General features: G+C 40.0%; 10 protein-coding genes. 2 read left to right on the top strand and 8 right to left on the bottom strand.

Features of this window, described 5'->3' with window-relative positions:
* Positions 1-80: 80 nt before the first annotated feature.
* The 4 genes from SR187_RS02900 to ccpA form a co-directional block, all read right to left on the bottom strand.
* A complete protein-coding gene (locus tag SR187_RS02900; protein WP_120171453.1) occupies positions 81-398 on the bottom strand; it encodes a nucleoside triphosphate pyrophosphohydrolase family protein in 318 nt (105 codons plus the stop codon).
* A gap of 365 nt (positions 399-763) precedes the next feature.
* Complete coding sequence (locus tag SR187_RS02895) at positions 764-2,077, bottom strand: glycosyltransferase family 4 protein (RefSeq protein ID WP_024532090.1); 1,314 nt, start codon at positions 2,075-2,077, stop codon at positions 764-766.
* A gap of 12 nt (positions 2,078-2,089) precedes the next feature.
* The gene (locus SR187_RS02890; RefSeq protein ID WP_120171452.1) at positions 2,090-3,124 is read right to left on the bottom strand and encodes a glycosyltransferase family 4 protein; all 1,035 of its coding nucleotides are present in this window, start codon (positions 3,122-3,124) and stop codon (positions 2,090-2,092) included.
* A gap of 94 nt (positions 3,125-3,218) precedes the next feature.
* Positions 3,219-4,223, bottom strand: coding sequence for a catabolite control protein A (gene ccpA, locus SR187_RS02885; RefSeq protein ID WP_024532092.1), 1,005 nt, complete (start codon positions 4,221-4,223; stop codon positions 3,219-3,221).
* A 209-nt stretch (positions 4,224-4,432) separates the two neighbouring features.
* On the opposite strand from ccpA, the gene SR187_RS02880 reads away from it, so the two are divergent.
* Positions 4,433-5,518 carry a M24 family metallopeptidase gene (locus tag SR187_RS02880; RefSeq protein WP_120172460.1) on the top strand — a complete coding sequence of 362 codons (1,086 nt, stop codon included), beginning with the start codon at positions 4,433-4,435 and terminating at the stop codon, positions 5,516-5,518.
* 572 nt (positions 5,519-6,090) lie between these two features.
* On the opposite strand, the gene SR187_RS02875 is transcribed toward SR187_RS02880, so the two are convergent.
* Together SR187_RS02875 and tgt are read right to left on the bottom strand one after the other, a co-directional pair.
* Positions 6,091-8,868 (bottom strand): MucBP domain-containing protein, encoded by a 2,778-nt coding sequence (locus SR187_RS02875; protein ID WP_160113874.1) that lies wholly within the window; start codon positions 8,866-8,868, stop codon positions 6,091-6,093.
* 236 nt (positions 8,869-9,104) lie between these two features.
* The gene (tgt, locus tag SR187_RS02870) at positions 9,105-10,247 is read right to left on the bottom strand and encodes a tRNA guanosine(34) transglycosylase Tgt (protein ID WP_024531640.1); all 1,143 of its coding nucleotides are present in this window, start codon (positions 10,245-10,247) and stop codon (positions 9,105-9,107) included.
* Between the two features lie 352 nt (positions 10,248-10,599).
* Between tgt and SR187_RS02865 the strand changes: the two genes are divergently transcribed.
* The gene (locus SR187_RS02865; protein WP_120171450.1) at positions 10,600-11,439 is read left to right on the top strand and encodes a DUF975 family protein; all 840 of its coding nucleotides are present in this window, start codon (positions 10,600-10,602) and stop codon (positions 11,437-11,439) included.
* A gap of 347 nt (positions 11,440-11,786) precedes the next feature.
* Here SR187_RS02865 and SR187_RS02860 read toward each other — a convergent pair whose 3' ends face one another.
* Positions 11,787-12,212 carry a CoA-binding protein gene (locus SR187_RS02860; RefSeq protein WP_024531642.1) on the bottom strand — a complete coding sequence of 142 codons (426 nt, stop codon included), beginning with the start codon at positions 12,210-12,212 and terminating at the stop codon, positions 11,787-11,789.
* Positions 12,213-12,280: 68 nt separating this feature from the next.
* On the bottom strand, positions 12,281-13,036 hold the full coding sequence (locus SR187_RS02855; RefSeq protein WP_120171449.1) for a glucose-6-phosphate isomerase: 756 nt from the start codon (positions 13,034-13,036) through the stop codon (positions 12,281-12,283).
* Between the last annotated feature and the right edge of the window lie 6 nt (positions 13,037-13,042).

The raw sequence follows: 13,042 nt of genomic DNA, 5'->3' as shown, positions 1-13,042 counted from the left end.
TTCTAGGAAAAGCTATCTTTTTTGCACAGCTTGTAGGGTGGGTTCAGTTAGACTAGCTAGCAGAACCCTAATCCTTTCTTCTATTTATATTTTATACCAAGTTGTTTTTCTTTAAAGGTTAAAAAGTTCTCGACTTCTTTAGCAATATCTACATCCAAACGTTCCGCTAGTTCAATCAACCACCAGATATTTTCAGCCAATTTTTGTTCTAAAGTATAAGGCGTCTCATCGTAATACCGCCCTTGTTTAGTCATAACCAAGCGGTTAAGATTACCTATGTCATTAGAAAGTGCTAGTAAATCTTCAGCTATTGACCACTCTTGACCATGGTGTTTGATTTCAAGATCATGATATGCTTTTCGAATAGCCTGACACCGTTGGATTGTCACTGAATCCATTTTTTCCCTCCTTTCAAAAACAAAAAACGCCCTCGTAAAAGGACGTCGTAACGTGGTTCCACCTTCATTCGTAGCCACCACAAAAAGCCTGACTACCTCAGATTGGCTATAAGGGAACCACCCTTTTATGTTTGCATAAAATCTATAACGAGTAGTGTCAATCCCATCCTCTATGTGCTTCCACCAGCCGCACACTCTCTCAAAGATTTCCTAGAATTGATAAGTCTCTAAAACACATTATATCATCTTTTCCTCGATTTTCAAAGATTTTTCTTATTTTTCTATCGCTGTCAAATATTTTTCAAGAGACCGTCTTTCGGCTACACTGATGATACAGAAACAAATGGAGATGGTCTAATTTAGGGTTATTCAAAGAAATTGCGGATAGATTTAACCTGCTCAACAGATTTTTTCAACATTCTAGCAGTCGTATTCGTCGACTTGACAACTACTTTTTGGGGCAGATGAATGGCCTCTTTCAGGAGTGACTCTGCTACGCTATCTTGGTTTGTATGTTCTTTTCGGAAGTCATAGGAAATTTTCAAATCCAAATAATATTCAAAAACTTTACGACCAAAGTTAGTTGACGAAATTTCGTACAATTTTTTATCAAGTACGTAAGGATTCATAGGTGGCGTGGCAACGATAGCCTCAATGACTGCATCTGCTAACTCCTGCTCTCGAACATAGAGGGTTCCGAACATCTTATCTGTCACAACATTTCTCAAATAAGGGTTGGTGTGAGCTAGAATCGGAGTTCCTGAGGCTAAACTTTCTAGGAAGGTTAACCCCTGCGTTTCACTGGTAGAGGCTGAGATGAAAAAATCCGCAGCTTTGTAATAGAGGGCTGTATCGCTAGGTGCAATCATACCGGTCAACTGAACGTGTTCAGCGAGATCTAACTCTGCTATCATTGATTGCAACTTACCTAGGTAAGGACCTCCACCAACAATCACCAGCTTTACTTTTTGATTTTCCGATAAAATGCGCGGCATAGCCTGAACAATAGCCTGAATGTTTTTCTCATGAGAGATGCGCGATAGACTGAGCAACATGGTATCATCAGACTCGATTCCAAGCTGGGTCCGCAAGTCATCTATCTCATCCCTTCCAATTTCTGGACGCTCAAATTTAGCCAGATCAATCCCTGTCGGAATAACCCGTTTAGAAATAGGAACATTATAGCTGGTTAGGAGAGTCTCTACAATCTCACTTGGACAGATAACACCATCTAAATCACTTAAAAACGCTCTTACCAGATATTTGACCATGCCTGGACGAATAATCTTTCCCTTAGCAATGTAGTGTACATAGTCCTCATATTGGGTATGATAGGTGTGGACCACTGGAATATCCAATTCCTTTGCAATCATTTTCCCCAGTATTCCTAAGGAGAACTCTGTATGAGTATGAATCATATCCAGCTTATAACGCCCGGCAATTTTTAGAGCCGTTTTAAAACCAGCATAAGCGATTCGACGATCTTTAAAGGCAAAAAAGGGCACACTAGGAATACGAATAATGTCCCAATCTTCATAGCGGTTCACATCCTGATCTGTCGTTGTAAAGATAAATACCGTGTGTCCCAATTTTTCCAATTCTGTCTTTAGTGTGCGAATCGAGGTCGCAACTCCTGACACCTGTGGAAAATAGGTATCTGTAAACAATCCTATTCTCACGCCAACCCCCTTCTAGTCTTCTTTAGGAAGAACCTGTTCGTAAAACTCTTGCCACATTTTTAAAACGTGATCCCGCGAGTAAAATTCATTACCACGCTTGGCATCTGCCACTGCCTGAGCATAATAGTCTGGCTGACTCGCTAACTGTTCAATCTCATGGACAAAACCATCTAGATTATCTGCCTTGCGGTAAAAATCAAAGAGAATGTCCTCATAAATCTCCAAATCTCGCAACAAGATGGGCTTGTGTGTACACATAGCTTCCAAGATAGACATGGGAAATAATTCCTCAAAGGATGGCAAAATCATCACATCTGCTAGGTTATAGATTGCATTCATTTTTTCGCGCTCAACAATTCCTAGAAAAGTTACGTTTGCTGGTGGGTTATCCACTGCTTTTTTCAACTCTTCGTAACCATCCGTAATCTTCCCGAAAGAAAATCCTCCAGCCCAGACAAAACGATATTGAGGCAAGCGCTCTGCCATTTTCAAAAAATCAAAAATTCCCTTACGCGTCTGGACTTGACCAACCCCCACAATAAGAAAATCTTCTGTAGAAAATCCATACTGGGCTCGATTAGTAGCTTTTTCCTGCACTGTCAGCGGGTGAAAAGCCTGGCTAGATACAAAATTAGGAATGTAGGTAACCTTTTCTCTTGAAATGCCGTAACGAGCCAATTCTCCAATGAAATAAGGATTGACCGTTACGAGATAGTCCATCTTCTTATAAAAAGCAATCATATACTTGTAAAAAATATTCTTGGCAAAACGAGGTAACTGCAAACTCTGTTCGACCGTTTCTGGCAGCATATGTACATATCCTACAGATGTTCCCTTACGAGTAAACCAAAACTCCGTCAAAAAAAACAGTGGGTCAATCGTATGATAGTGGGTAATATGGGCTGGCTTATACTGGTTGATTGTCACTTCAAACCTATCTGACAAACCTTTTTTTACCAAGTCAACTTGCTCTAGATAGGCCGAACCAACTCCTTGTCCTGAGACCTTCGTGGCGCTTGACATCATATTGATAATTTTCTTACTCATTCTATCTCCAGTCAACTATTCTTTCTACTATTGTAACACAGACCTGCATTATTTAGCTCAATAAAATTGAAAAAGCTGCCAAGGCAGCCTTCTGTTATTTCGTTGATTTGCGAACCTTTATACCGTGATTCAAAATCACTTCACGATTTTCCAACTCTTCCTTGTGCATGATTTTTGTCAGCATGCGCATAGCAATAGCACCAATATCATAAAGTGGTTGATTGATAGATGTCAGGTTTGGACGGGTAAATTTAGTAACGAGAGAGTCATCACTGGTGATGATCTCAAAATCTTCAGGAACTTTGATTCCCATATCACTGATGCCGTTCAATAGACCTGCTGCAATTTCATCCTCGGCAACATAGGCAGCGGTAGCCCCAGCATTTAAGACACGCTCTGCAAGAGCATAGCCTTCTTCGTACTTATACTTAGATTCAAAGACTAGACCTTCATTGAACTCAATCCCATTTTCTTTTAATCCTTGCTTATAACCAGCAAAACGAACTTTTCCATTGATGTCATCAACGAGTGGACCAGATACAAAGGCGATTTTTTTATTATTCTTTGCAAGAAGGTTCACTGCATCCGTACTAGCAACAGCGTAGTCAATATTGACACTTGGCAACTGGTGCTCCAAATCCACGGTACCAGCTAGGACAATCGGAGTTCGTGAACGGGAGAATTCCGCACGAATCTTGTCTGTCAAGTGGTAGCCCATGAAAATGATACCGTCCACCTGTTTTGAAAATAAAGTATTGACCACATTGATTTCTTTTTCGTCATTCTCATCACTGTTGGCAAGGACAATATTGTACTTATACATATCCGCAATATCATCAATTCCTTTAGCCAGAGTCGCAAAATAGGCATTTGCAATATTTGGAATCACGACCCCAACAGTGGTCGTCTTCTTGCTGGCCAAACCACGCGCAACAGCATTTGGACGATAATCCAAACGGTCAATAACTTCTAATACCTTTTTACGGGTGTTTTCCTTTACATTCTTATTTCCGTTTACCACGCGCGACACAGTCGCCATGGATACACCAGCTTCGCGGGCAACATCATAAATCGTTACCGTATCGTCAGTGTTTAACATACCTTATGTACTCCTTTTCAATAGTTCTATTCTATGAAAATTACGCTTTCACTCATATATAGTTTATCATTTTTTGAAACCACTTTCAAGAGAAAAAACAGATTTTTTTGATAATGCTTGCAATTTTTTTCATTTTTTGGAACAATAATCTATATAATAAACGAAATTTTCATCTCTATTACCAACTTCAACACAGAAAGGCCTACATTATGTCGAAATTAAATCAGGTCGTATCCTACCTTGAATCAAATAAAATGGATATAGCTATCTTCTCAGATCCAGTCAGTATCTATTACCTGACAGGCTATTATGGCGATCCACACGAGCGCCACATGATGCTTTTTGTCATGCCAGATCACGCACCTCTCCTTTTCCTACCTGCTTTAGATGTCGAGCGTGCGATGGCTACTGTAGACTTCCCTGTAGCTGGCTATATAGACTCTGAAAATCCTTGGCAGATTATCAAAAGCAAATTGCCGCAAAAAACTTTTTCAGCCATCGGTGCAGAATTTGATAACCTTAATTTGACACGTTATCATGGTCTTCAATCTATTTTCAATCAACCTTTCTCAGATGTCACTCCCTTCATCAATACCATGAAACTCATCAAATCTCGCGATGAGATTGAGAAAATGTTGGTTGCTGGAGAATTCGCAGACAAGGCTATGCAGATTGGGTTCAATGCTATTTCGCTCAATGTAACAGAAACAGATATTATCGCTCAGATTGAATTTGAAATAAAGAAACAGGGTATTTCAAAAATGAGCTTTGACACTATGGTCTTAACTGGTAACAATGCAGCCAATCCGCATGGTATTCCATCTACAAATAAGATTGAAAATGATGCTCTGCTATTGTTTGATCTTGGAGTAGAAGCTCTGGGCTACACTTCCGATATGACACGGACGGTTGCCGTTGGTCAGCCCGATCAATTTAAAAAGGATATTTATCATTTAACTCTTGAGGCACATATGGCTGCGGTCAATATGATTAAGCCCGGTGTAACAGCTGAGGAAATTGATGATGCAGCTCGTTCAATCATTGAAAAAGCTGGCTACGGTGAGTACTTCAACCATCGTTTAGGACATGGATTAGGGATGAATGTACATGAATTTCCATCTATCATGAAGGGTAATGACTTAGTGATTAAAGAGGGCATGTGCTTCTCTGTTGAGCCGGGTATCTATATTCCTGGTAAGGTAGGGGTTCGTATAGAAGATTGTGGCTATGTTACCAAGAATGGCTTTGAACTCTTCACCAAAACTCCAAAGGAATTATTGTATTTTGAAGGATAAACATCCTCAAAGTAGGATAAGAAAAAGTCTATAAAAAATGGGAGTTATATACAGACTCCAAGCCACCAAGCTCCAATAGCATCTAACCTTTCGTTCAAGTTATGCTTTGTTTCCTTAATTATTGCCCGTTACAACGGGCTTTTATCTTGTTCTGAGTCCATCCTTTGTATTCTTCTACACTTAACTTATCCAGTGCAATATTCTCCCTCTCTCACTTACAAATAGATTTTGAAATATTTTCTCATTTGTGAGCCCCTTCCCTACACTATTATTTTTCAGATAATCAAAATTTAGTGGAATGTAAACAGAATCTGATACCACCTCTACTTCTTTTCATTTTTCTCTTCAGAAAAAACTAGTTTGAAGCCATAACATAAAAAAGTTCCTGAGTCTTCTTGACTCTGGAACTTTTTGAAACTAGAAGAAAGCCGAATTTCGTCTTCTTCAACTGTTGGCACCACTCTTCATCATGACCAGTAAACTAAGCTGTTATCCAATGTTATTTTACATAGTAAAACACAATAAAATCTACATTAGAACTTTACTAATCACTATATCAATGTCGAAGCTTATTATTTTTTCTGACGACGACGTGAAGTAAATGCAGTCGATCCTAACAAGACTAAGCCTATTAGAGAAAGTACTGATACACTCTCACCTGTCTCTGGCAAGATTGTAGTCACAGGAGTTGGTTTAGTCTCGCTTTCCTTGTAAATGTAAGTTACAGTCTTCGTACCTTCTTCAACAGTGCCGATTGCTGGAGCTCCTGCTTCATCTACCTTAATGAATGTGTAACCACTAAATACCTTCTGCTCAGTCGTGTACTCTGTACCTACCGGCTCATCAGTCTTAACAACAGTCGTATCCTCAAGAACCTCGCCTTTCTCGGTGATGTAACGAACTTGTACGCTTCCCTTCTTAACTTCTGGAGTTGGAATTGGGGACTCTACTTTCTTGTAGATATAAGTTACAGTCTGAATGCCTTCTTCAACAGTGCCGGTTGCTGAAGCTCCTGCTTCATCTACCTTAACGAATGTATAGCCTTCAAATGTTTCAGAACTAGTTACATAACTTGTTCCAACTTCTTCGTCACGTACAACATCTGCTAATTCTGCAAGAATTTCACCCTGATCTGTGATATGACGAACGAGAACTGTACCTGTCTTAACTTCTGGAGTTGGAATTGGGGACTCTACTTTCTTGTAGATATAAGTTACAGTCTGAATGCCTTCTTCAACAGTGCCGGTTGCTGGAGATCCTGCTTCATCTACCTTAACGAATGTATAGCCTTCAAATGTTTCAGAACTAGTTACATAACTTGTTCCAACTTCTTCGTCACGTACAACATCTGCTAATTCTGCAAGAATTTCACCCTGATCTGTGATATGACGAACAAGAACTGTACCTGTCTTAACTTCTGGAGTTGGAGTAGTAACTACTTCTTTATATTCATAAGTGATTGTTTGTTGCCCCTCAATCACCTTACCACCGTTGGGTGCATCGCCTGGGTTATTACGAGTACCAACAAGTGTATAATTCTTATCACCAAATTCGATGCTTACTGGTGGAGTGTCTGTATAGGACTCATCTACTGGAGTTTCAGCCGATTTGATAATCTTATCTGTAGCAATTTCAGTTTCTGTACCTTGGATAACATAGCGAGCAATAACTGAACCTGTCTTAACAGATTCTTTGACATAATAGTAGTTAACCTTCTTGATTTCACCAGCCTTTACAATGCCCGTCTCTCCGTCACCATCGGTTCTATCCTCAGACAAGACCCATTTGACGCCATCTTTATCAGTAATACTAGTTGGACGAAGATCTTGAGTATCGTATTCACTACCATCTTTTCCAGCTTTTGTATCAACTTCTGTCGTCCCAACTTCATCTTTATTCGTCAGGCCTTCAACTACTCCTGTAAGTGGCGTAACCTTCCCATTGTCATCTACAGCAAAATAGTTAACTTCAACATCACCAGTTTCAGCAACAGGTTCCTTCAATTTATATACATAAGTTACTGCACGTTGTCCAGGTAGAACTTGACCTGATACGGCATCTATAGCTAGTTTGAATGCCTCCAAGTTAGAGGAGCGCAAGTTGTTATCTAAGGTAACCTCTCCAACATTATAAAAACCTTCTGGAGCAAGAACATACGTTTTACCATCTTTGACAATTTCAGCCGGCTTTTCCTGATTTTCAGTCGTATCATACTCCGTTCCAACAGGTGCGTTTGTTGTATCAGTATATTGTGGTTGGAGAATATTACCATCCGTATCAAGATAATTGATAACAACTGAACCGGTCTTCGTATTGTTTAGACGGACTGATAGACGGAACAGATCTGCATTTGATACGGTTGAAGACTCACCCTTTACGACAAAGCGGTCTGACCATGCTTTATTGAAGCCATTGACACGACCATTGACTGTATAGTCACTCCCTACCCCTGGAAATACTGAATATGGGGTCGCACTATGAGATAATTTAAAGCTAAGTTCTGAAACTGTACCTACAGCTCGAACAGATCCTGTTCCTGCTGGAACCATATCTGGGTATCGTTCGCTTCCTGTACCACTTGCATCTGCTGGAACGACTGAACGATGGTAGGTATTTTTTGCAGTTGCTTCAATCACTTTATCTGTAACCGTCAGATTTGCCCCTGAACTAGCTGCTTCTAGCACCACATCTTGCGTCAATAAGGTCAAAATTGTACTATTGAATGAACCCCTACCAGTTTTTTCGGTGTCAGAATAACTGTCAGCCGAACCACCAATACCAGATAGATCAATAATTGGATTTGTTACAGGCTCACTAAACGTAAAGGTTACAATCGCTTCATCACGCGCACCACTAAAATCCCACTGTTTAGTATCATTATACGGAGCTGGCTGAACATAAATACCTAGGGCAGGAATGGTTTCAGGAGCTGGGTTCCCAACAAACATTTCAGGCAAGGCTCCGTATGAAGATTGATCATCTCCTTCCACCAGATATGCAATCCCTTCAGGAAATTCTCCAACTGGAGTAATCTTAGCAACTACATCAATTGTCTTTCCGTTTTCTAATTGAACGCTTGTTTCAGCTGTTGCATAGGGCGTGCTAAACTCAGGGTCAACATAAGTGTTTTCCGAACTAATTTTGTTGTCTAATGTCCAAGTTGTATTAGTTGAATAAGTAGCTTCTTCTGCATATACCACTACTGCTTGTGGTGATACAATAGTTTCAACTGCTGCACCAGCCAGGAATAGTGCCGCTCCTACCGTAACCGAAGCCAAACCACCTTTAAATTTACGCAATGAAAAGTACTCTTGTTTTTTGAGCATATCTTTCAAATTATTTCTAAACATCTTTCCTAAAATCTCCATAAAAATATTTGGTTTATTTACTCATAGGCAGAGTAAATATCCCTAGTTAGTATTATACATTGTAACACATAATTTCGTCAATTTAATTGACTCAACCATCGCCTTCTTTTACTCCAGCCTTTTTCTCCCCCATAGTACTTCATCTTGATTATCGTTAGTATTTTATGTCCCCAAGACAACAGTTAACCCTCCCACATACTCGTAGGAGGGAATGAATATCAAAAATTTCGTCCATTTTTGCCATAACCGTACTTGTCCATAAAGTCCTGACGGAATTCTAAAAGGTTATCATCCATGATGGCTTGGCGGACATTTTTCATCAGGTTGATGAGGAAGTAGAGATTATGGTAGCTTGTCAGGCGAATACCAAATGTCTCGTCAGCCTTGAGCAGATGGCGAAGGTAAGCGCGGGTATAATTTCTACATGTGTAGCAGTCACATTCAGGATCAAGTGGAGTAAAATCTTCTGCAAACTGGGCATTTTTAACCACCAGACGACCACGACTCGTCATACAAGTACCATTCCTTGCAATCCGTGTCGGAAGAACACAGTCAAACATATCAACACCTCGGATAACACCATCAATCAAACTGTCTGGAGCACCAACACCCATCAGATAGCGGGGTTTATTTTCTGGCAACAGTGGGGTTGTGAAGTCCAACACAGCATTCATCTCAGCGTGAGTTTCTCCAACAGCCAAACCACCGATAGAATAACCTGGAAAATCCATGCTAACCAAGTCGTGAGCGGACTGGCGGCGGAGATCTTCAAAGCCTGCCCCCTGCACAATACCAAATAACCCCTGATCATGAGGGCGACGATGAGCTTTGAGACCACGTTCTGCCCAGCGACTGGTTCGTTCGATAGATTTTTTCACATAATCGTAAGGTTGATAGAATTGTGGACACTCATCAAAACTCATCATGATGTCTGAACCAAGATTGTTCTGAATAGAGATTGCCTTTTCAGGAGACAGGAACATCTTACTACCGTTGAGGTGATTTTTAAAGGTCACCCCTTCTTCTGAGATATTGCGACTATCAGCCAGCGAGTAAACCTGAAAACCACCCGAGTCTGTCAAAATCGGCTGATCCCAATTCATGAATGTATGCAAACCACCAGCGCGTGCAACCAACTCATCTCCTGGACGAAGCCAGAGATGATATGTATTGGATAGAATAATACCCGATCCCATCTCTTTCAATTCTTCGGGCGACATGGTTTTAACTGTTGCCTGTGTACCAACAGGCATAAACATCGGTGTTGGAAAGGTTCCGTGTGGCGTGATAATCTCACCTAACCGAGCACCTGTGTGCTTTTCTTTTTTTATCAAGCGATACTTGATTGGAACATCTGTCATTTTTACCTCCCGCTAGGAAAAACAGTCCTAGGAATATACTCTTGCCTGGTCGAATCAATTTCTACCTTCTGAAAACAATCCTGTATCATTCCCTCGTCTTGATGGAAATTGGCTTTTCGATCCGCTGAACGGCAAGTATCTCCTACCTACGGATTACTGATGCAAATAGCGTTCAATCCGTCTGAGATACTATCTGAATGCACATTGTAGTGGCTTCATTTTCAACTTCTGCAGCCTATTTTTATTTTCATTACGTGTTAGAATGATTTCCACAGCATCTTCCAGTCTATCAAAAAAAGCCTAGCTTGTCACCTAGAATTGTGTTATAATATTGAGGTAAGGAGGTCTAAAGATGTTCACAATTTCTAGTATTCGTGAAAAAGCTCGCCAAACCTTAAATGAAACACCTGGTATCTACCAACTGGCAGGCATTCCTGTTCTTATTTCTGTCATCGTTCAACTTATTTCTTTTTCTCGCAATAGTCTTGTGGGATTGACAACAACAGAGCTTATCAACCCTAGCTATCTTTTTTCTAGCTCCTTGTTTCCGCTATTTTACGGATTACTACTAGGTTTATTGTATTTATCCGTCAGTTTTACTGTGTTCCATGTTATCAAAGGTTCAAAGAAAACAACTTCCTTTAGAGAGGTCTTGACTCTTTTCAATCATAAAGATTTCGGAAAAATATTTTCTACTTTTATCCTAAAACAGTTCCTATTATTTTTGTGGGGATTACTTTTCTACTTAGGTATAGCAATGGTTAGCGGTTCCAGTACTCTCCTAGCAGCCTTAGTCGTTGCAAGTGGGGTAACTGATCTTACTATGTTGCCTCAAGATGTATTAGCAGTAATCTTAGCGGTGTTCCTTATTGGTTTGATAGTCACTCTTGTAGGAATGATTCTTTATATCCCTCAAGTCTACGCTTATTCCCAAGTTGACTATATCTTATTTGAACAATTGGAACGTGGAGAATACGCAGGAGCTTTTTCTATTATCAAATCTAGTAGAAAATTGATGAGAGGGTATAAATTTAAACGGTTTGTACTCGATATAACTTTCTTAGGCTGGTATATCCTGATCGGTATCACATTTGGTCTGGCAGGCTTGTACGTATGGCCCTACCAATATGCAGCACAGGTGCATTTCTATAAAGAGATAGCGGAAGAACAAGCTAAAAAACATAACATATAGCTATATACAGTTCGGATTGAAGAAAAAGTTCATGTTGGACTACATTCTTCAATCTTTTTTAATTGTAGCCCTTTTCTTTTAACTGCCTTAGCGGACTGGGGAAAGGGAAGGAAGGCAGTTTCTCTCAGACCACATTAGCTCAATAACAAGAAAGAGAAACTTGTTGACAAATATTGTTGCCTTGGACAAGTTTTTTATAACCGATCCTGTTACATTTGGCCTAGCAAAAAACTAAAAAAAGAAAACTCTTAGAAATCTTGCTAGTAGCTGTGTTTCTAGGAGTTTTTCATTTTTATAAAAAAGTCAGATATATTGATTCACTAACAATAGTTAGTAAATAATGTTTCTTACATATCAAGATATTCTAGCTTGATGCACTTGTTCATGATAATAGCCTTATGCCCTGCCTGGCGAAGTATCTCTTCAGCTTCTTGATTTTCCAGTCCTAGCTGAGCCCAAAAAACCTTGGCATCTATCTGGATAAACTCATGCGCTACTTCCGGCAAATATTCACTGCGACGAAAGATATTCACAATATCTACTGGTTGAGGAATATCCGCCAGACGAGCATAGACTGGCTCTCCCAAAATAGTCTCCCCTGCAACTCTTGGATTAACTGGTAAAATCTTATAACCAGCTTCCTGCATAAACTTAGAAACACGATAGGCTGCTGTCTCTTCTCGATGCGACAAACCTACTACCGCAATAGTTTTAGCATTTCTTAGATAGTCAAACACAAGGTCTTGACTTGGGTTTGCAAATGTGTAAGTCATTCCCATCTCCTCATTATTGTTTCTTTAAAAGTAGGCTGCTATCCTGCATGTCTCTGCCGAACCAGAACTTATTTTTTAGAAATTTGATGAACTACATCTTTAAGCTGTCCAATAACTGTTTTGAGGTTGGTACGATCCTTATCAGAACCTGGGTCTAGGGAATAGTAAATAGAACCTACCACAACCGAGTCATCATAAGAACCAGTTGATTCCATACGATAGAGGGTCAAACGAGCTAGTTTTTTGTCAGGTATAAACTGGCGCCCAACATTCCACTGCTGTCCATCAATCGTGACAATCGTCTTTTCATTGAAGGAATGATTCGTTTCTGTCATTCTCGTCTCTAATTCCTCAGCAGTCATATTCCGTCCCTCTTCCAGTGGGGACTTGTTGAAGGCATTGATGTTATAAAGCTGAATCATATAGTTGCTAGAACCTTCTTTTACATCATAGACTGCTACTACTGTTTCATCCTGTGTATTTTCCTGGTTGATCGTCCAAGTGGATGGTACATCATAGTAACGGAAAAACTCCTTGACATTTCCATTTTGGTCTTTTACAGCAACACCGTTATTGGCTGCATGAATTTTGTGACCTTTTTGCGTTTCATCAGCAGGAGGATTGCTATTAGCAGCAACTTTTTCTGTATTGGCTAAAACGTTCAGCTGTTCATTCGTTGTATCTTGTTTTTCCTGTAAAACAGGCAGAGTAGCTGACAATTCTTCCCCCGAAGAGCTAGTGGATTTCTTCGTCTCTTTTGCTGCTTGTCCACAGCCCGTGAGAAGTAGACTAGCTAAACCGATACATAGCATTATCCTTTTCATAGTTTT

This window comes from Streptococcus ruminantium (genome assembly GCF_003609975.1).
Taxonomy (GTDB): domain Bacteria; phylum Bacillota; class Bacilli; order Lactobacillales; family Streptococcaceae; genus Streptococcus; species Streptococcus ruminantium.
Note: the sequence above shows the minus strand (reverse complement) of the source record. Positions and strands in the feature narration are given on the sequence as shown.

Excerpts from the sequence above, each read along its gene's own strand:
- SR187_RS02880 (WP_120172460.1), top strand. The coding sequence starts at position 4,433 with ATGTCGAAATTAAATCAGGTCGTATCCTACCTTGAATCAAATAAAATG.
- ccpA (WP_024532092.1), bottom strand. The coding sequence starts at position 4,223 with ATGTTAAACACTGACGATACGGTAACGATTTATGATGTTGCCCGCGAA.
- tgt (WP_024531640.1), bottom strand. The coding sequence starts at position 10,247 with ATGACAGATGTTCCAATCAAGTATCGCTTGATAAAAAAAGAAAAGCAC.
- SR187_RS02900 (WP_120171453.1), bottom strand. The coding sequence starts at position 398 with ATGGATTCAGTGACAATCCAACGGTGTCAGGCTATTCGAAAAGCATAT.
- SR187_RS02890 (WP_120171452.1), bottom strand. The coding sequence starts at position 3,124 with ATGAGTAAGAAAATTATCAATATGATGTCAAGCGCCACGAAGGTCTCA.
- SR187_RS02860 (WP_024531642.1), bottom strand. The coding sequence starts at position 12,212 with ATGACTTACACATTTGCAAACCCAAGTCAAGACCTTGTGTTTGACTAT.
- SR187_RS02865 (WP_120171450.1), top strand. The coding sequence starts at position 10,600 with ATGTTCACAATTTCTAGTATTCGTGAAAAAGCTCGCCAAACCTTAAAT.
- SR187_RS02855 (WP_120171449.1), bottom strand. The coding sequence starts at position 13,036 with ATGAAAAGGATAATGCTATGTATCGGTTTAGCTAGTCTACTTCTCACG.
- SR187_RS02875 (WP_160113874.1), bottom strand. The coding sequence starts at position 8,868 with ATGTTTAGAAATAATTTGAAAGATATGCTCAAAAAACAAGAGTACTTT.